This is a genomic window from Streptosporangium carneum (assembly GCF_027922005.1).
GTDB lineage: Bacteria > Actinomycetota > Actinomycetes > Streptosporangiales > Streptosporangiaceae > Streptosporangium > Streptosporangium carneum.
On the sequence record NZ_BSEV01000005.1, the window covers coordinates 160,198 to 177,713 of the forward strand.

Genomic DNA, 17,516 nt, shown 5'->3' on the forward strand with positions numbered 1-17,516 from the left:
AGCCGCTAGTGCGTAAGGATTTTGGAGAGGAAGTCCTTTGCCCGCTCGCTCCTGGCGGAGGTGAAGAAGGCTTCCGGGGTGTTCTCCTCGACGATCTGCCCCTCGGCCATGAACACCACCCGGTTCGCCGCGCGGCGGGCGAACCCCATCTCGTGGGTGACGACCATCATCGTCATGCCCTCGGCGGCCAGGCCGATCATGACGTCGAGCACCTCCTGGACCATCTCGGGGTCCAGCGCCGAGGTCGGCTCGTCGAACAGGATCATCTTGGGGTTCATGGCCAGGGCGCGGGCGATGGCCACGCGCTGCTGCTGGCCTCCCGACAGCTGGGCGGGGTACTTCGACGCCTGCGCGCCGATGTCGACCCTTTCGAGCAGCTCCATGCCCCGCCGCTCGGCCTCGGTCCTGCTCAGGCCCCGCACCTTGATCGGCCCGAGGGTGACGTTCTCCAGGATCGTCTTGTGCGCGAACAGGTTGAAGGACTGGAACACCATGCCGACCTCGGACCTGAGCCTGGCCAGCGCCCTGCCCTCCGCCGCGAGCGGCTGCCCGTCGAAGGTGATCGTTCCGCTGTCGACGGTCTCCAGCCGGTTGATCGTTCGACACAGGGTCGACTTGCCGCCTCCCGACGGACCGATCACGACGACGACCTCTCCCCTGGAGATCGTCAGGTTGATGTCACGCAGGACGTGCAGGTTTCCGAAGTGCTTGTTCACGTCCGCGAGGACAACCAGAGGAGGCGCCTCCCCGTTCTCCGTCATGAAACACAACGTAAATCTGTAAGCGGCACCTCGGGCTAACCCTGAGGTACCGATCAGATCACAGCATGCTTACCTTTGGTAAAGGTTTGTCGCGTTTCTGTCATATGGCGGCAAGAGAGGCCGGAGCGAGCGTCAGCTTCCAGGGGTCGACCAGATCGATCTCCATTCCCGTCGCGATTCGGTGGGTGAGCTGGTAGACGCCCCCTTCGTCGAGACTGTAGGTGAACACGATCGGCAGTTGTTCGTTTCCCTGGCCGTTGAAGGGGAGCATCTCGACACGCCAGAAGTGCGGAATGCCGACTTCTGCGTATTTTGCGGGCTTGGTTCTGCGGTCTGTTGCGGTGGTGGACTCCGAGACGATCTCCACCACCAACCGCACCCACTCGGGCTTGGCCGCCTTGGCGTCGTCGCGGAGGGGCTTTCGCTCGACCACGATGACGTCGGGGATGACTCCGGGGGCGTCGTTCAGCAACAGGCCGGACGCGGTGATGGCCGCGAGACCCTCGGGGAGGGAGCTCTGGAGCAACGTCCGCAGGTTGTCGCCGATCCACTGGTGCTGGGCCGGTGGGGGAGGAGGCACGACGAGACTCCCGTCGATGAGCTCGTAACGACTGCCGTCGTCGCGCGAGTCGAGCTCGAACCACTCATCGACACCCAGCTGGCCGGGGGTGCTCCAGACGCTCTCCGACGTCGCCTTCTTGTGCGGCTTCCTGGCCTTCACCGGCGCCTCCGAGGTCTGCGCGAGCACCGCCGTCCCGGCTCACCGCTCTCAGCTGTCGGACGAGTCTCATTCTCGCATGTGGCTTTGGAACCCCAGGTCAGCGACTTGTTTGACGGAGAGTGATGACTTCATTGCCCGAAGTGGAGGGGGCGTCGATCGTACCTTGGGGTCGGCGAAGCGCCTACCCTTGTCTTGAGATGACTGTCACCGTGGAGAGCGCCCGCACGTACGAGGTTCGTACCTACGGGTGCCAGATGAACGTGCACGACTCCGAGCGCCTGTCGGGCCTTCTCGAGGACGCCGGATACGTCCCGGCTCCCGAGGGGGAGACGGCCGACGTCGTCGTGTTCAACACCTGTGCCGTGCGGGAGAACGCCGACAACCGGCTCTACGGCAATCTCGGGCACCTGCGTCCCTCGAAGGTCAGCAATCCCGGGATGCAGATCGCCGTCGGCGGTTGCCTGGCGCAGAAGGACCAGGGGGAGATCGTCCGTAGGGCGCCCTGGGTCGACGTGGTGTTCGGCACGCACAACATCGGCTCGCTGCCGGTGCTGCTGGAGCGGGCACGCGTCCAGCAGGAGGCCCAGGTCGAGATCAAGGAGTCCCTGGAGACCTTCCCGAGCACGCTGCCGACCAAGCGGGAGTCCGCCTACGCCGCGTGGGTCTCGGTCTCCGTCGGGTGCAACAACACCTGCACGTTCTGCATCGTGCCCGCGCTCCGGGGCAAGGAGAAGGACCGCCGCCCCGGCGACGTCCTCAACGAGGTGCGGACCCTGGTCGACCAGGGCGTGCTGGAGATCACCCTGCTCGGTCAGAACGTCAACACCTACGGCGTCGAGTTCGGCGACAAACTCGCCTTCGGCAAGCTCCTGCGGGCCTGCGGCGCCGTCGACGGCCTCGAGCGGGTCCGTTTCACCAGCCCGCATCCCGCCGCGTTCACCGACGACGTCATCGAGGCCATGGCCGAGACGCCCAACGTGATGCACCAGCTCCACATGCCCCTGCAGTCGGGCTCGGACCGGATCCTCAAGGCGATGCGCCGCTCGTACCGGGCCGAGCGCTACCTGGGCATCATCGAGCGGGTCCGCGCGGCCATGCCGGACGCGGCCATCTCGACCGACATCATCGTGGGCTTCCCCGGCGAGACCGAGGAGGACTTCCAGGGCACGCTGGACGTCGTGCGCCGGTCGCGCTTCGCCAACGCCTTCACCTTCCAGTACTCCATCCGCCCCGGCACGCCCGCCGCGACCATGGACGACCAGATTCCCAAGGAGGTCGTGCAGGAGCGCTACGAGCGGCTCGTCGCCCTGCAGAACGAGATCTCCTGGGAGGAGAACAAGAAGCAGGTGGGCCGCACGCTCGAGGTGCTGGTCGCCGAGGGCGAGGGTCGTAAGGACGAGGCGACCAACCGCCTCTCCGGGCGCGCGCCCGACAACCGCCTGGTCCACTTCACCCCTGGCGCGGAGGTTCCGCGTCCCGGCGACATGGTCCGCGTCGAGGTAACCTACGCCGCGCCCCACCACCTGGTGGCCGACGGGCCCGCGCTCGAGCTGCGCCGTACGCGCGCGGGCGACGCCTGGGAGGCCAGGCAGGCGGCCCCGGCGGCCCAGGGCTCGGGAGTCATGCTCGGCATGCCCTCGATCGGCCGCCCCGCCGTCCCCGCCGTCCAGGAGGCCTCGGGCTGCTCCGTCCGTTCCTGAGCCGCACGGGTCGCCTGAACGCCACTCAGCGGCGCACGAGCTCCTCGAGCACGGCACGGCAGTACGCGCGTCTGAGTCCTTCGAAGGCCGCGCAGGGGTCGGAGCGCCGGGGCGCCGGCCTGTCAGGGGCCGGGTGACGCCTGGTTCGGGGCGCGACCGCTGAGGGGCGGGGCGTGGGCCTCGGCGTCCTCCTCACCCGGCTGTGTCCTGCCGTTCGCTCGGCCGCCCCTCCCGCGGGCGGGACGAACACGGCTCCGGAGCCGGAGGGGCCGTGTCCTCTCCTCGCCGGGGACGCCGGGGAGTTCGCGGCCGTGGAGACGCCGGTGGGCGACACGGCGGACGGCATGGCGGGCGACACAGTAGGCGACACGGTGGGGAAGGCGGCCTCCGACGGTGTGAACGGGGCCGGTTCAGGGGTCGTGGCCGCGACGAGTGAGACGCCGAGGCCCACGACGCCGATGGCCGTGATCACACCTGCCATGGCATACGTCCACGAGCGCACTGCCGGTCTGCCGAAAGGTCTGCCGAAATACGACAAGTCGCACTTCCTCCTGGTGGCTGCGCGAGTGTTTCCTGACTCCGGCCAGTTTGGTGCAGGTCCCCCGGGGACGGTGCGGGTTTCCCGCGAGGACGTTCCCCCGCCTGCCGTAGTCTGTCGAGGTGCTTGTCGCCGCGGCCGTGTGCCCGCATCCTCCGCTGCTGGTTCCCGAGTTGGCCGGCGCCGCCGCCCCGGAGCTCGACGCGCTCAGGACAGCCTGCGCGGCCGCGCTGGACGCCCTGCGTGACGCCGCGCCCGACGTGATCGTGGCGGTCGGCGGAGCGGACCGGGCGGGAGTCTACGGCGCGGGCGCGGCGGGAAGCCTGGCGGCCTGGGGAGCCGATGTCCGCGTCGGCGCGGGCGAACCCGTCCTGCCGCTCTCCCTGACGATCGGCCGCTGGCTGCTGGAGGCCGCGGGGCTGGACGCGGCCGAGTTCCACGCCGTGCCGTTCGACGCCTCCCAGGAGACGTGCGCGGCACTGGGCGCACGGCTGGCGGAAGGACACGGCAGGGTGGCGATGCTGGTCACAGCCGACGGTTCCGCCTGCCTCACCGAGAAGTCCCCGGGATATCTCGACCCCCGCGCCATGGCGTACAACACCGCGATCGTCGAGGCCCTGTCCAGGGCGGAGGCGCCGTCGCTCGACCCCGGGGAGGCCGCGGAGCTGTGGGTCGCGGGCCGCGCCGCGCTCCAGGTTCTCGCCGGAGCCGGAGCCGGAGCCGGAGCCGGAGTCAGTGCGGGGGCGGGTTCTGGGGCCGGTGCCGGTTCCAAGGCTGGGGCTGGAGCCGGCGTTCTCCGGGGGGAGATCCTCTACGACGACGCGCCCTACGGCGTCGGCTACTTCGTCGCCACGCTCGTGCGCGAGACCCCCGGGACGCCGTGAGAGGCCGCCGCGCGCCCGCTCACCGCGCGACGCGGCGAGGGACGGGGATCCGCGTCAGGTCGTGCGCCAGGACGACGTCACCGTCGAAGAACCGACGCGCCTCCTCCAGGAACCGGGGTTCGTCGCCGGCGTCGTAGCGTTCGGAGACGTGGGTCAGGACGAGGCGCCGGACACCGGACTCGGCGGCGACCCTGCCCGCCTGAGCCGCGGTCAGGTGACCGTACCGCGAGGCCAGCGCGGACTCCTCCGACAGGAACGTGGACTCGATCACCAGCAGGTCCACTCCCGAGGCGAGGGCGAACACCTCCTCGCACAGCCGGGTGTCCATGACGAAGGCGGCGCTCTGGCCAGGGCGCGGTTGACTGCACTCCTCCAACCTGACCGTCGTCCCGTCGGGGGCGATCACCGTGCCGGTGCGCTGCAGTTCACCGATCGACGGGCCGCTGACGCCCCGTTCGGCCAGAAGCGAGGGAATCATCCGGTGGCCGTCGGGTTCGTCGAGGCGGTAGCCGTAGGACTCGACGGGGTGGGAGAGCGGGCGGGCGGTGAGGGTCACAGGCCCTGCGTCGAGCCGGGTGTGCTCCCCGGAGACGGGACGCTCGTAGATCACCGACGTGTCGGCGAAGGCGGTCGCGTGGCGCAGACGGCGCCAGAAGGTCTCACCGCTCGCGGGATAGGCCGCCTGTACCTGGTGGGCGACGCCGTCCCTGGCGATGCGCTGGACGACTCCGGGGACGCCGAGGCAGTGGTCGCCGTGGAAATGCGTCACGCAGATCCACGTGATGTCATGGGAACTGACGCCCGCGTGGAGCATCTGACGCTGGGTGCCCTCCCCGGGATCGAACAAGAAGCCCTGACCATCCCAGAGCAGAAGATATCCATTGTGATTACGGTGGCGGGTGGGGACGGCGCTTGAGGTGCCGAGGACGACGAGCTCACGAAGGGACACAGTCCACATGGTAGGAACCGTGGCGTTCGGGAGTGTCCCGACACCGTTGGGGGACATGCTCGTCGCCGTCACGGAGGACGGTGTGGCGGGCGTCGGCTGGGTGCACAGAAGCGACGGGCTCAAGGAGCGCATGCTGGGCAGACTCGGGCTGGTCGAGGTCGACGACCCGGCCAGGACGGCTCAGGCGCTCAGCGAGCTCGCCGAATACCACGAGGGCAGGCTGCGGACCTTCGGAGTCGCCGTCGACTGGCGGCTGACCTCGTCCGTGCAACGGAGGGTCCTCGGCACACTGTACGAAACAGTCGGTTACGGCAAGGCCGTGACCTACGGCGAGCTGGCCGCGCGGAGCCGGACGGGCGTTCCCGCACGGGCCATCGGATCGATCATGGGGGCCAACCCCATCCCCATCATCGTCCCGTGCCACCGGGTGGTTGCGGGAAACGGGCTGGGCGGCTTCAGCGGAGGAGAGGGCGTGGAGTCCAAGCGCTGGCTGCTGACCCTGGAGGGCTATCTGCAGCCGACCCTCGACTGGGACTGAGCCGTCTCTCCCGGCGCCCGCCCGGCGGGAAAGCGCCCCCGCGCGGGCGCCGCCGGAGGGCGATCGCCTTCCGGCGGCGTGAACCCGAGCTGCGGTGAGCCTCCTCGATCCGGTGGGCGACCCAGGTCCCGGCGCTCAGGGCGCGTCCGGCCTGCCCGTCGAAGGAGGAGGGGGCTCGTCGTCAGGGGCCCGGTGGGGGACGTTCCCGCCGGGAGTTCCCGAAGGGCCTGTGCCTCCGTACGGATCACCGTGGCCGGAGGCCGCGGAGGCGTCGTCGTGGGCTCCGTGAGGGCCGGTCCGGCCGGGAGCCTGTGCCGGGTCGCTCTGACCGTCGATCCTGTCGGTCATCTCCCTGGCCTTGGCCGCCGCTGTGTCGATGTGCTCGTCGTACTTGCCGCCGGTCTTTTCCTTGGCTTTCCGCGCCGCCTGGTCGACGCCCTGCTTGGCGAGCTCTTCGGCCTTGGTGCCGTGTTCGCCGAGCAAGCTCTTGACCTTGTCGAAGATCGACATGGGTAAGACCCCCGATCCGATGCGACGAAGCATCGTCATCCCATGCATACCCAGAGAGTTGACACACTTATCACCGTGCGTCAGCTACCAGTCATCGCCGTCATCGGCCCCACCGCCGCGGGGAAGTCCGACCTCGCCGTGGACCTGGCCCTCGAACTGGAGGGTGAGGTCATCAACACCGACTCCATGCAGCTCTACCGGGGAATGGACATCGGCACGGCGAAGCTCACCCGGGAGGAGCGGCGCGGGGTGCCGCACCACCTGCTCGACATCTGGGACGTGACCAGGGCGGCGAGCGTCGCCGAGTACCAGTCACTGGTCCGCCCGCTGATCGACGACCTGCGGGCGCGGGGGATCGTGCCGATCCTGGTCGGCGGGTCCGGGCTCTACGTGCGGGCCGCGCTCGACGACCTCGAGTTTCCCGGCACGGATCCGGAGATCCGCGCGAGACTGGAGGCGGAGCTCGAACGCGCGGGCACCGCCCCGCTGTACGAACGGCTTCGCGAGCGCGACCCGAGGGCGGCCGAGGCGATCCTCCCCGGCAACGGCCGCAGGATCGTCCGCGCGCTGGAGGTCATCGAGCTGTCTGGGCGGCCGTTCTCGGCCACGATGCCGTCGTACGACGCGGTCTACGACAGCGTGCAGCTGGGGGTCGAGGTGCCGAGGGAGGTTCTGGACGAGCGGGTCGCCGCCCGGGTCGAGCGCATGTGGGAGGCCGGGTTGGTCGAGGAGGTCAGAGGCCTGGCCGCGCGCGGACTCGCCGAGGGCAGGACAGCCAGCCGCGCGCTCGGTTACGCCCAGGTTCTGCGCTTCCTCGAGGGGGAGTGGAGTGAGGAACAGGCCAAGGAGGAGACGATCCGCGCCACCCGCAGGTTCGTCCGCCGCCAGGAGTCGTGGTTCCGGCGCGATCCCCGGGTGCTCTGGCTGCCCCAGCAGGCGCCGGACCTTCTCGGCAGGGCGCTCGCGACGCTGTCCCGCTGACCCCGGCCGGGACGGCCGTCGGAAGGACGGCGTCGACCGTCGCCCTCCGCCGCCCGGCCGCGCAGCGGGGGGCCGGTCGCAGGTCGAGGGGGGCCGAGGTGCGGGGATAGAGTTGGGGCATGCGATTCGTCAAGGGGCACGGCACCGAGAACGACTTTGTGATCCTCCCCGATCCTGACGGTGAGCTGGAGCTCTCCGCGGCGCGCGTCGCCGCGATGTGCGACCGGCGCGCGGGGATCGGCGCCGACGGAGTGCTGCACGTGATGCGCACGAAGCTCAGCCCCGAGGTCGCCGACCAGGCCGGTGAGGCCGAGTGGTTCATGGACTACCGCAACGCCGACGGCGGCGTCGCCGAGATGTGCGGCAACGGCGTGCGGGTCTTCGCCCGTTACCTGGTCGACGCCGGGCTGGCGGACGCGGGCGAGTTCGGGATCGCGACCAGGGGGGGCGTCAAGCGCGCACGGCTGGCGGAGACCGGCGACGTGACCGTCGAGATGGGCCCGGCCCGGGTCCTGGGCGACAGCACCACGACCGTGACGGGCAGGCGGTACGACGGCGTCCACGTCGACATGGGCAACCCCCACCTGGCGTGCGTCATCGGAGACCCGGTCGCCCAGCTCGACCTGACCCACCAGCCCGCCTTCGACCCCGCGGTCTTCCCCGTGGGAGTCAACATCGAGCTGCTCAACCCGGTGGGGGAGCGCCGGGTGGTGATGAGGGTCTTCGAGCGAGGTTCGGGAGAGACGCGTTCCTGCGGCACCGGCGCGGTCGCGTCGGCCGTGGCGGCCGCTCGCCTGGCGGGGGAGTCCACCGGCACCTGGACGGTCGAGGTTCTGGGCGGCACGGTCACCGTCACCCTCGACGAGCACACCACTTATCTCGCGGGCCCCGCGGTGCTGGTCGCCTCGGGCGAGCTGAATCTCTGAGCCCGGCGACCGGAAGATCCTCCGAGTCCCGACGACCGGAAGGCGGCGTCTTCGAGGTCGGATGAGGCGAACTCCACTGAACTGGTCGAATCGCTCCGTCAAGCGGGACAGCCGAGTCGTTTGGGGCATGGTCGCCGACCTGGCAGACTGACGTCTCATGGACGTGGACATCTGGGCCTGGGTGGGCGACACCCAGCGGCAACTGCACGAAGCCGGGAACACCGGCCTGGCCATGGCGATCGGCGACGTGCCCGCGCAGGCGCTGGAGGGCCGATACTCGCAGCTCGACGTGCTCGCGCCGGCCATCGCACAGCAGGCGCAGAACCTGGGGCTGCCCTGGCTGGAGTTCTACGCCCGCTACTGGCACCTGATCGGCCGCATCGGCGACCGCGCCCAGGGCGCGGTCGCCATCGCCGACGCGGAGACGCTGGTCGAGTTCGCCGGGCGCGACGACGTCCGTGACTGCCCCGGCGCTCCCGGCGCCACGACGGCGCTGGCTCTCACCCAGGCGAACACCGACGGCCCCGGTTACGCGGCCGAGCGGCTCGCGGCTCTCGAGGCCCTCGAGGTCGAGCCCGCCTCGCTGGCCTTCTCCGCGGTCGCCGAGCAGTACGTCGCGGCACTGGTCGACGCGGGCAGAGCGGACGAGGCGGTCACCCACGCCGAGTCCGCCGTGGCGAAACTGGGCGCCGCAGGCCGTGAGGCGAGCTGGGAGCTGGGCGCCGCCTCGGCCCGCGCGCTCCTGGCCGCAGGCCGCGCCGAGGACGCGCTCACCGCGCTCGACGCCGCCACCGGCTTCAAGCCCGACGACCCCGTCGCCAAGGCGCACCGCGAAGGCGTGCTGCGCTCGCTCGTGCTCGCCACCCTGGGAAGGCCCCAGGAGTCCGTCGACGCCCTGCCCGACCTCGACGTGGTCGGCGACCACCCGCGTGACTGGGCCGAGTGGGCGCGGGCCGTCCGCGAGCTCGCCGGGTCCGCGCGGATCACCAACACCTGGCAGCTCGGCCGGGTGCTCAAGCAGTGGATCGACTACTTCGCCATGATGGGCGGCTACCACACCAGGGTCGAGCTGGCGCTCGTCGCCGGGGACCTGGCGGTCAGCAGGCAGGGCGTCTGGCAGGCCAGGCTGCTGGCCGACATCGCCGAGTCCGCCGCGGGCGAGCTCAGGAACCCCGGTGACGTCGCCGAGCGGGTCGCCGCGCTGCGCGCCGCGGCCGACAACGCCGTCCAGCCGGAGGCCCCGGGCCCCGAGGCCGAGCTGGTCGAGTACTTCGACGCCGCCGACGGCTTCAACGCCGACCCCGAGCGCTGGGTCGACTGGCTGACCCCGCTGTCGGGGCACGACCTGCCCGCCACCCGCAGGCACACCACCACGCTGGGCTTCCTCGGATACCCGGCCAGGGGCGCCGACATCTACTGGACCATGCTGGTCGAGTCGGGCGACCTCGACGCCGCCGAGGCGCAGGACGTCTCCTACCTCACCGGCCTGCTGATCGAGGCACGCCAGGACGAGCGCCTGGAGCAGATGGCGCAGCGACTGCCCGAGGCTCAGCGTCACCTGGCCCTGGGTCGCCTGCACCGCGCGAGGGAACGCTGGGAGCAGGCCGCGGCCGAGGGGGAGGCGGCGGTCGCCGCAGGTGCGGGCATCGAGGCGAGCCGGCTGTGGTCGGCCGCCGTGCAGCAGAGCGGCGACAACGCCAAGGGCGCCGCGATCCTGCGCGATCTCCTCGACTCCGAGGAGATCGAGCCGGAGGACGTCTGGCGGATGATCACCATGGCCACGGCCGCGGAGGACTGGGAGACCGTTCGCGCGGGCACCGCCAAGCTCGGCATGCCGCTGCAGTCGACCGAGGGGCCGATCGAGGAGGAAATGGGCCTGGTGCGCATCATCCTGCCCGCTCCCGACGGCAGCCAGCGTTCGGTCATCAGCCTGCGGACCGGCCCCGCCACGGCCCGCCTGGCCATTCCGCAGCCTCCCGGAATGGAGTACAACGCCGGTGACCTGGTCGTCTTCGACCCGCAGCTGCTGGAGCCCATCCCGGAGAGCGAGGAGGAGCAGGAGGGGTTCATCCCGCCGTTCGCCGCGGTCAGCATGCTCCGCCCCGGCGGTTACACCAGCTGGTTCTTCGACGGCGCCGCTCCCAGCGAGGCCGACTGGACCGAGTTCAACGAGGTCATGGCCGAGCGCGGCTGGCCGATGTGGGTCTACAGCGACGACAACTACACCGTGACGCACCCGACCTCGGGCGAGAGACTGCCCGGAGTGTTCGGCTGGATCGCGGTTCCGCCGGACGTCACGCCGGTCGAGGTGGACGCGCTGCTCGACGACGCGACCGAGCGCTGGGTCCACCCTCTCGCCTGGCTCGACCTGGCCAAGGCCGTCGACGTCGAGGTGGAGCGGCACGAGCGCATCGTCAAGGAGTACGGCCTGTAACCGTCGTCCGGAAGGCCCCGCCTCCGAGACCCCGAGGGGCTTCGAGGCTCCCGGGTCTTCGAGTTCAGGCCGGAGGCTTTCGAGGCCTCCACGCCGTCGACACCACGCCGCCCGCGAGGATCATCCTCGCGGGCGGTCGGCTTTCCCGCTGGAATGTCGTTTTCGGATTCGCGTGGATAATGTGCGCGGACAACCGGATGAGCCGGCGAAGAGGAGGACCCGGATGCTGGACCGATTCCGGCTGGACGGCAAGGTCGCGATCGTCACCGGCGCCTCCTCGGGGCTCGGCGTCGCGTTCGCCCGGGGCCTCGCCGAGGCGGGGGCGGACATCGCGATCGGCGCGCGTCGCGAAGACCGTCTCGAGCGGACGCGCGCCCTGGTCGAGGAGACCGGCAGGCGGTGCGTCGCCCTGGCGACCGACGTGACCAGTCCCGAGGACTGCCAGGCCCTGGTCGACGCGGCGGTCGCCGAGCTGGGCGCGGTGGACGTCCTGGTCAACAACGCGGGCGTCGGTACGGCGGTGCCCGCGCTCAAGGAGACCCCGGAGCAGTTCCGCCGGGTCGTGGACGTCAACCTGCACGGCTCCTACTGGATGGCGCAGGCCTGCGCCCGGGTCATGAGGCCGGGCTCCTCCATCGTCAACGTCGGCAGCGTCCTGGGGGAGACCACGATGGGCCTGCCGCAGGCCGCCTACAGCGCCTCGAAGGCGGCCGTCGCCGGGCTCACCCGCGACCTGGCCCAGCAGTGGACGGGTCGACGCGGCATCCGGGTCAACTGTCTGGAGCCGGGCTTCTTCGTCTCCGAGATGACCGAGCAGTACGCCGAGGGATACCTGGACCGGCAGCTCGAACACCGGGTGCTGATGAGACGCCCCGGCGACCCCGCCGAGCTCGTCGCGGCGGCGATCTTCCTCGCCTCCGACGCGGGCTCCTATGTCACGGGTGCGGTGATCCCGGTTGACGGTGGGATCCTCATCACCTGAGGTAATCGTCTCACCTGAGTTAAGCATCCGGTTTCATGGAACATGCACGTCTGTTACGCGGGCATGCGAGAGTTCCTGTTACTCAGGTGAACGGAAGGAGGCATCTTGCAGGAGATCGACCGGCTCGGCGCGGTCATTCGCGACGAGCGCCCGTGGGGCGGTTTCGAGCGTTACACGCTCAACGAGACGTCCACGGTGAAGATCATTGAGGTTGCGCCGGGACAGCGGCTCAGCTTGCAGAGGCATGAGCACAGGGACGAGCTCTGGGTCGCCCTCGACCCGGGCGCGGTGTTCGAGATCGACGGTGAGTCGATCGAGCCCGCTGTCGGTGATCGTGTGCTCATCCGGGCGGGCCAGACCCACCGTCTCAGCTCCTCGGGAAAGGCCACCCGGATTCTGGAGATAGCCTTCGGTCACTTCGACGAGGATGACATCGAGCGGCTCGAAGACTCCTACGGCCGGGCCTGAGCCCCTTTCCCCCCGCCGGACCCGAAAGCCCCTGACCCCCGCAGAGCCCCTCCCCTGCGGGTCCGGGGTCCTACCCCGCCGGACGTCTGAGCTCTGGCCTGCCTGCCATGGGCAGAGCACGAGACCGACCCAGGCCCGCGACAGCCCTCGCCTGGCCCCCCACCGGGTCGGCCGTGAACCCTGCCAACCCGTTCGCCCCCTGCCGGGCCGGCCGTGAAACCCCGGTCGACTCGCCTGGCCTCTGCCGGACTGGTCGTGGAATCCCGCTGACCCGTTCGGCTTCTTGCCGGGCCGGTCGTGGAACCCCTGTCGACCCGCCTGGCCTTTGCCGGACTGGTCGTGGAACCCCTGTCGACCCGTCGGTCCCCTGTCGGGCCGCTTGGCCTCTGCCGGGCCGGTTGTGGAATCCCGCTGACCCGTTCGGCTTCTTGCCGGGCCGGTCGTGGAACCCCTGTCGACCCGCCGCCCCCTGTCGACTCGTTCGGCCCCGCCGGGCCGCCTGGCCCCCTGCCGGGCCGGCTGTGGAACCCCTGCCGAGCCGCGAGCCTGGCGCCCTCAGGGGAGCGGGTCGCGAGCGGCTGTGGCCGGCGCCGAGACCTGTCCACCACCTTCCTGGTTCACTCCGGTAACTTGCCGAATGCCCGTTTGGGGCGATGTGAGGAGGCAGGATGAAGGTCGCGGTGATCGGTGGAGGCCGGATGGGGGCGGGAATCGCCCAGGTGTTCCTGGCCGCGGACGCGCACGTCACGGTCAGGGAGGCGAACGAGGCCACGGCCGCCGCCGCGCGGGAGCGGATCGCGCAGGGCCTGCGGATCGCCGAGGCCAAAGGGGGCCGCGGCGCGGAGGAGGCGCTGGGACGACTGGAGATCGGATCGGTGCCGAGCGACGCCGACCTGGTCGTCGAGGCGGTGCCCGAGGACCCGGCGCTCAAGATCAGAGTTCTGGCCGAGGCCGAGGCGGCGGTCGGGGCCGGGGCGGTGCTCGCCACCAACAGCAGCTCCTTGTCCGTCGCCGAACTGGCCGCGGGGCTGGAACGGCCTGAGCGGTTCGTCGGGTTGCACTTCTTCAATCCGGTGCCGGTCCAGGAACTTGTGGAGGTCGTGGCCGGCCCCGGCACCTCACCGGAGACCCTGGATCTGATCCGCGCCTGGGTGGCCGGAATCGGCAAGACCGGTGTGGTGATCAAGGACTCGCCGGGCTTCGCCACCACCCGCCTGGGCGTTCTGGCCGGTCTTGAGGCGATCCGGATGGTTGAGGAGGGAGTCGCCTCGCCCGAGGAGATCGACCAGGCCATGGTTCTCGGCTATCGCCACCCGATGGGCCCGCTCAGGCTGAGCGACCTGGTGGGCCTGGATGTCCGGCTGGCCATCGCCGAATACCTGTGCGAGCGGCTCGGCCCGCGCTTCGAGCCGCCGGGGCTGCTGCGCCGGAAGGTGGCCGCTGGAGAGCTCGGCCGTAAGACTGGGCGTGGCTTTTATGATTGGAACTGATCTGTCGGGTAATTTGCCACTTCGTAGCTGGTGAATACGGATAAGGGGTGGCATGGTGCGGTCGGCGCTGAGACGAGGTGCGATCGCCGCGACGATCGCGTTCACGTTGACCGGTTGTGGCCTCGCGGGGCAGGCGGGCAGTGACTCGTCCGCCCCCAAGGGGCAGTCCTCCGCCGAAGCACTCAAAGACCTGAACAAGCTGCAGGTCAAGGGGCGCGCCCCGATGACCGGGTTCGACCGCGATCAGTTCGGTCCCGCCTGGTCCGACGTCGACCACAACGGCTGCGACACCCGCAACGACATCCTCAAGCGCGATCTGAAGGACGAGACCTTCAAGCAGGGCACCCACGACTGCATCGTGCTCACCGGCACCCTTGACGACCCCTACAGCGGCAGGACCATCAAGTTCGAGCGCGGCCAGAAGACCAGCTCGGCGGTGCAGATCGACCACGTGGTCGCCTTGGCCGACGCCTGGCAGAAGGGGGCGCAGCAGTGGTCGGAGAGCAAGCGCAAGGAACTCGCCAACGACCCGCTGAACCTGCTGGCCGTCGACGGCCCCCTCAACAGCCAGAAGGGCGCCGGTGACGCCGCCACCTGGATGCCGCCGCGCCGCACCTACTGGTGCTCCTACGCCTCACGCCAGATCCAGGTGAAGGCCAAGTACGGCCTGTGGGTGACGGCTGCGGAGAAGGATGCGATGCAGACCGCCCTCAAGACCTGCTGACGACCCCCTCCCGTCCCGCCAGACCGACCTCCGTCCGGTCCCGGCCCGGGTTTCGTGCCGAGTGGTTGGGGCGGTCGCCGACGGGCCGGTGTCGTGTCTGCGGAGTGTTCCCGTTCCTGGTGTTCGCCGGGTGGCTTACCGGGGTTCGCCAGGTCGGCGTCGCCATGAACAGCGACGCCGACCTGGGATGACGACCTGTTGTCGTGCGACACCGCGCGGCGAGGGGGTAGCGGCCGGCGGGGTCTCGCGCCGCGTGGGTGACGAACCGCTGTCCGTGCCGGGGCAGGGCAGTCTTCCCGCTGGCCGGTCCGGCCGCGCGTTGGCGAGGTGTCCCCATCGCTCAGCCGGCCCTTCTGGCCGGGCGACCGGGACAGGCGTCGGTGAGGAACGGTCAAGACCCGTGGGGCGGCGCGTCTGTCGCGAATGCTGCGGTCCCCGAGATCCGATCGGCTTCGTTGAGAAGTTCTGAATCTCGACGACCTGCCACGGTGTCCGCGTACATCGCCGGCGCCAACTCGCGATCCCCCTTCAGGATCGTGCAGATCGGGAGCTCGGCGCCTCGGTCTGCAGGGGCGTCATCCGTTGATTGCGGGGAGGCGGCCCGGCCTCCGGGCGGATGACACCCCGCCCGGCTCACCAGGTCTTGCCGGCCTGCTCCCGGTTCGTGCGGTTGATCCGATTGAAGAAGTTGGTCATCGCGATCTCCAGGTTGATCGCGGCCAGCTGCTTCTCGTCGAAGTGGGCGGCGGCGGCGTCCCAGATCTCGTCGGTCACTCCTGGCGCGCCGTCCTGGATCCGGGTGGCGGCCTCGGTCAGCGCGAGCGCTGCCCGCTCCGCCTCGGTGAAGAAGGGCGTCTCGCGCCAGGTGACCACGTTGTGCAGCCGCTCATCGGTCTCTCCGTGCTTCTTGGCCGCCGCGACTCCGGCGAAGACGCACGGGCTGCAGCCGTTGATCTGGCTGGCTCGCAGGTGGACCAGTCCGAGTACGCGCGGGTCGACGCCACCGGCGTGAATCGCCTTGTAGAGGTGCTGGATCGCCGTCATCACGTCGGCGTTCGCCGGGCTCTTCATGCGTGCTTCCATCAGTCTTGCTCCTTCATCGGTTACCTGTGCCCTTCCGGGCTCGTCATCTCCATGACGGAGCAGATCCGAGAAAGGTAACAACATGCCCGACACCAGCCCGGCGGACCTCGTGGCCGAGACGTTCGAGGCCCAGCGCGACCGTCTGCGCGCGGTCGCCCACCGCATGCTCGGATCGCACGCCGACGCCGAGGACGTGGTCCAGGAGGCCTGGCTGCGGCTCTCCCGCCAGGACACGGCGACCATCCACAACCTCGCCGGCTGGCTGACCACGGTGGTCGGCCGGATCAGCCTGGACGTCCTGCGATCGCGCCAGACCCACCCGGAGGCGTCCTACGACGACCGGTTGCCCGACCTCGTGGTGACGCTCGACGACGGCCTCGCGCCAGAAGACGACATGGCGCTCGCCGACTCGGTCGGACTCGCGCTCCTGGTCGTCCTGGAGTCGCTGCGGCCGAACGAGCGGCTGGCGTTCGTGCTGCACGACCTGTTCGCGGTGCCGTTCGACGAGATCGGTCAGATCCTCGGCAAGTCCACCAACGCCACCAAGATGCTCGCCAGCCGCGCCCGCAGGAAGGTGCAGGCGACCGGTCAGCCGACGCCCGCCGGACGGGAGCAGCGCGAGGTCGTCCAGGCGTTCCTGGCAGCGGCTCGCCGCGGCGACTTCGAGGGATTGCTGCGCGTGCTCGACCCCGAGGTGAGGCTGACCACCGACACCCCTGACGGTGTGGTCGTCACCCTCGGCGCCACCCGGGTCGCCGCCGGCGCGCAGCTGGCCGCCGACGCAGCCGGATGGGGGCGAGGGGTGCTCGTCAACGGCCTCCCCGGGTTCGCGTCGTGGCGTGAGGACGGCACTCCGCTCTCGGTCATCGCGTTCACCGTCGCCGACAGCCGGATCACCGACATTACGGTCGTGGCCGATCCGGCCAAGCTCGCGTCGATGAACCTGCCGGATCCGTGGTGAGTCACTGCCAAGGCGGGTCGCCGCCGGCGCGGGCGGCCAAGATCTGTGGATCGTTACCTGTATCAGGCTGCGTGGGCTGCGGGGCGTTCGACAAGGTGGCCGCGTTCGAACAGGCTGCGTGGGCTGCGGGGCGTTCGACGAGGTGGCCGCGTTCGAAGCGGGCTCCGGCCGGACGATCTCGTCGAGTAAGGAAGAGCTGTTGGCGGTGCTGTCGCCGTCGTTCACTGCGCTGAGCACGGACACGCCTTCCCGGCCAGTGCTGCGAGCACCGGCCTTTTCGGCGACCTGTCGATCAATCACTCCGGAAGGCGCGTCCTCCCGAGCTGATCCACAGGTTCTGCGCATTGCTCGGTGTCGCTAGACGGGCGTCATACGCCGGGTGAGGTGGTTGTCGGCAGGTGAGCGTCATGCGTCGAGGTTTTCCACTGCCCGGCTCGGTTTTCGTGCCGAACCGTCGAGGCTCCCGCTGAATGGCCGGTCGGAACATGCCGACCGGCCAGGACCTTCGCGGGAACGGAAACCGTCAGACCTCCATCGGAGGGTGGGAGCCTCCCCAGCGAGGTAGCCGGGCCTCTCCTGGAAGGTGGAGCCTCCCCGACGGGCAGCCGAGTCTCCACCGGAGGGTGGAGCCTCCCTGACAGGCAGCCGGGCCTCTCCCGGTGGAGCCTCCCTGATGGGGCAGCCGAGTCTCTCCTGGAAGATGGGAGCCTCCCCGACGGGCAGCTGGGCCTCTATTGGAGGGTGAGAGTCTCCCGGTGGGGCAGCCGAGTCTCCACCGGAGGGTGGGAGCCTCCCTGGCGGGGTAGCCGAGTCCCTTCCCGAGAGGGGAGCCTCCCTTGACAGGGCAGCCAACCCTCCGTCGGAGG

General features: G+C 70.1%; 16 protein-coding genes. 11 read left to right on the forward strand and 5 right to left on the reverse strand.

Going from position 1 to position 17,516, the window contains the following annotated elements; genetic code table 11:
- Nucleotides 1-5: 5 nt before the first annotated feature.
- Together PKF00_RS14225 and PKF00_RS14230 are read right to left on the reverse strand one after the other, a co-directional pair.
- The gene (locus PKF00_RS14225) at nucleotides 6-761 is read right to left on the reverse strand and encodes an amino acid ABC transporter ATP-binding protein (RefSeq protein ID WP_271217960.1); all 756 of its coding nucleotides are present in this window, start codon (nucleotides 759-761) and stop codon (nucleotides 6-8) included.
- Nucleotides 762-861: 100 nt separating this feature from the next.
- Complete coding sequence (locus tag PKF00_RS14230; protein WP_271217961.1) at nucleotides 862-1,509, reverse strand: Uma2 family endonuclease; 648 nt, start codon at nucleotides 1,507-1,509, stop codon at nucleotides 862-864.
- A 170-nt stretch (nucleotides 1,510-1,679) separates the two neighbouring features.
- On the opposite strand from PKF00_RS14230, the gene miaB reads away from it, so the two are divergent.
- Together miaB and PKF00_RS14240 are read left to right on the forward strand one after the other, a co-directional pair.
- Entirely contained in the window at nucleotides 1,680-3,182 is a 1,503-nt protein-coding gene (gene miaB / locus PKF00_RS14235) for a tRNA (N6-isopentenyl adenosine(37)-C2)-methylthiotransferase MiaB (RefSeq protein ID WP_271217962.1), read from the forward strand.
- Between the two features lie 660 nt (nucleotides 3,183-3,842).
- Nucleotides 3,843-4,604: a class III extradiol ring-cleavage dioxygenase family protein gene (locus PKF00_RS14240; RefSeq protein WP_271217963.1), complete on the forward strand. Its 762-nt coding sequence runs from the start codon at nucleotides 3,843-3,845 to the stop codon at nucleotides 4,602-4,604.
- Nucleotides 4,605-4,623: 19 nt separating this feature from the next.
- Here PKF00_RS14240 and PKF00_RS14245 read toward each other — a convergent pair whose 3' ends face one another.
- Nucleotides 4,624-5,553 carry a ribonuclease Z gene (locus PKF00_RS14245; RefSeq protein ID WP_271217964.1) on the reverse strand — a complete coding sequence of 310 codons (930 nt, stop codon included), beginning with the start codon at nucleotides 5,551-5,553 and terminating at the stop codon, nucleotides 4,624-4,626.
- Between the two features lie 55 nt (nucleotides 5,554-5,608).
- On the opposite strand from PKF00_RS14245, the gene PKF00_RS14250 reads away from it, so the two are divergent.
- The gene (locus tag PKF00_RS14250; RefSeq protein WP_271217965.1) at nucleotides 5,609-6,091 is read left to right on the forward strand and encodes a methylated-DNA--[protein]-cysteine S-methyltransferase; all 483 of its coding nucleotides are present in this window, start codon (nucleotides 5,609-5,611) and stop codon (nucleotides 6,089-6,091) included.
- Between the two features lie 135 nt (nucleotides 6,092-6,226).
- Here PKF00_RS14250 and PKF00_RS14255 read toward each other — a convergent pair whose 3' ends face one another.
- Nucleotides 6,227-6,601: an antitoxin gene (locus PKF00_RS14255; protein ID WP_271217966.1), complete on the reverse strand. Its 375-nt coding sequence runs from the start codon at nucleotides 6,599-6,601 to the stop codon at nucleotides 6,227-6,229.
- Nucleotides 6,602-6,676: 75 nt separating this feature from the next.
- Here PKF00_RS14255 and miaA point away from each other — a divergent pair, with 75 nt between their 5' ends.
- From miaA to PKF00_RS14290, 7 genes are all read left to right on the forward strand, one after another.
- The gene (gene miaA, locus PKF00_RS14260) at nucleotides 6,677-7,582 is read left to right on the forward strand and encodes a tRNA (adenosine(37)-N6)-dimethylallyltransferase MiaA (RefSeq protein WP_271217967.1); all 906 of its coding nucleotides are present in this window, start codon (nucleotides 6,677-6,679) and stop codon (nucleotides 7,580-7,582) included.
- Nucleotides 7,583-7,701: 119 nt separating this feature from the next.
- Nucleotides 7,702-8,508 carry a diaminopimelate epimerase gene (gene dapF, locus PKF00_RS14265; RefSeq protein ID WP_271217968.1) on the forward strand — a complete coding sequence of 269 codons (807 nt, stop codon included), beginning with the start codon at nucleotides 7,702-7,704 and terminating at the stop codon, nucleotides 8,506-8,508.
- A 157-nt stretch (nucleotides 8,509-8,665) separates the two neighbouring features.
- Complete coding sequence (locus PKF00_RS14270) at nucleotides 8,666-10,942, forward strand: tetratricopeptide repeat protein (RefSeq protein ID WP_271217969.1); 2,277 nt, start codon at nucleotides 8,666-8,668, stop codon at nucleotides 10,940-10,942.
- 223 nt (nucleotides 10,943-11,165) lie between these two features.
- Complete coding sequence (locus tag PKF00_RS14275; RefSeq protein WP_271217970.1) at nucleotides 11,166-11,924, forward strand: SDR family NAD(P)-dependent oxidoreductase; 759 nt, start codon at nucleotides 11,166-11,168, stop codon at nucleotides 11,922-11,924.
- 105 nt (nucleotides 11,925-12,029) lie between these two features.
- Nucleotides 12,030-12,392, forward strand: coding sequence for a phosphomannose isomerase type II C-terminal cupin domain (locus PKF00_RS14280; protein ID WP_271217971.1), 363 nt, complete (start codon nucleotides 12,030-12,032; stop codon nucleotides 12,390-12,392).
- 668 nt (nucleotides 12,393-13,060) lie between these two features.
- On the forward strand, nucleotides 13,061-13,882 hold the full coding sequence (locus PKF00_RS14285; protein WP_271217972.1) for a 3-hydroxyacyl-CoA dehydrogenase family protein: 822 nt from the start codon (nucleotides 13,061-13,063) through the stop codon (nucleotides 13,880-13,882).
- A 52-nt stretch (nucleotides 13,883-13,934) separates the two neighbouring features.
- Nucleotides 13,935-14,606 (forward strand): HNH endonuclease family protein, encoded by a 672-nt coding sequence (locus PKF00_RS14290; RefSeq protein ID WP_271217973.1) that lies wholly within the window; start codon nucleotides 13,935-13,937, stop codon nucleotides 14,604-14,606.
- Between the two features lie 633 nt (nucleotides 14,607-15,239).
- On the opposite strand, the gene PKF00_RS14295 is transcribed toward PKF00_RS14290, so the two are convergent.
- Nucleotides 15,240-15,689 carry a carboxymuconolactone decarboxylase family protein gene (locus PKF00_RS14295; RefSeq protein WP_271217974.1) on the reverse strand — a complete coding sequence of 150 codons (450 nt, stop codon included), beginning with the start codon at nucleotides 15,687-15,689 and terminating at the stop codon, nucleotides 15,240-15,242.
- 82 nt (nucleotides 15,690-15,771) lie between these two features.
- On the opposite strand from PKF00_RS14295, the gene PKF00_RS14300 reads away from it, so the two are divergent.
- Nucleotides 15,772-16,650 (forward strand): sigma-70 family RNA polymerase sigma factor, encoded by an 879-nt coding sequence (locus PKF00_RS14300; protein WP_271217975.1) that lies wholly within the window; start codon nucleotides 15,772-15,774, stop codon nucleotides 16,648-16,650.
- The last annotated feature ends 866 nt before the right edge of the window (nucleotides 16,651-17,516 follow it).

Bases quoted from the DNA above. Each gene is read 5' to 3' on its own strand.
- dapF (WP_271217968.1), top strand. From the start codon at position 7,702: ATGCGATTCGTCAAGGGGCACGGCACCGAGAACGACTTTGTGATCCTC.
- PKF00_RS14300 (WP_271217975.1), top strand. From the start codon at position 15,772: ATGCCCGACACCAGCCCGGCGGACCTCGTGGCCGAGACGTTCGAGGCC.
- PKF00_RS14255 (WP_271217966.1), bottom strand. From the start codon at position 6,601: ATGTCGATCTTCGACAAGGTCAAGAGCTTGCTCGGCGAACACGGCACC.
- PKF00_RS14250 (WP_271217965.1), top strand. From the start codon at position 5,609: ATGCTCGTCGCCGTCACGGAGGACGGTGTGGCGGGCGTCGGCTGGGTG.
- PKF00_RS14295 (WP_271217974.1), bottom strand. From the start codon at position 15,689: ATGGAAGCACGCATGAAGAGCCCGGCGAACGCCGACGTGATGACGGCG.
- PKF00_RS14290 (WP_271217973.1), top strand. From the start codon at position 13,935: ATGGTGCGGTCGGCGCTGAGACGAGGTGCGATCGCCGCGACGATCGCG.
- PKF00_RS14270 (WP_271217969.1), top strand. From the start codon at position 8,666: ATGGACGTGGACATCTGGGCCTGGGTGGGCGACACCCAGCGGCAACTG.
- PKF00_RS14285 (WP_271217972.1), top strand. From the start codon at position 13,061: ATGAAGGTCGCGGTGATCGGTGGAGGCCGGATGGGGGCGGGAATCGCC.
- PKF00_RS14225 (WP_271217960.1), bottom strand. From the start codon at position 761: ATGACGGAGAACGGGGAGGCGCCTCCTCTGGTTGTCCTCGCGGACGTG.
- PKF00_RS14275 (WP_271217970.1), top strand. From the start codon at position 11,166: ATGCTGGACCGATTCCGGCTGGACGGCAAGGTCGCGATCGTCACCGGC.
- miaB (WP_271217962.1), top strand. From the start codon at position 1,680: ATGACTGTCACCGTGGAGAGCGCCCGCACGTACGAGGTTCGTACCTAC.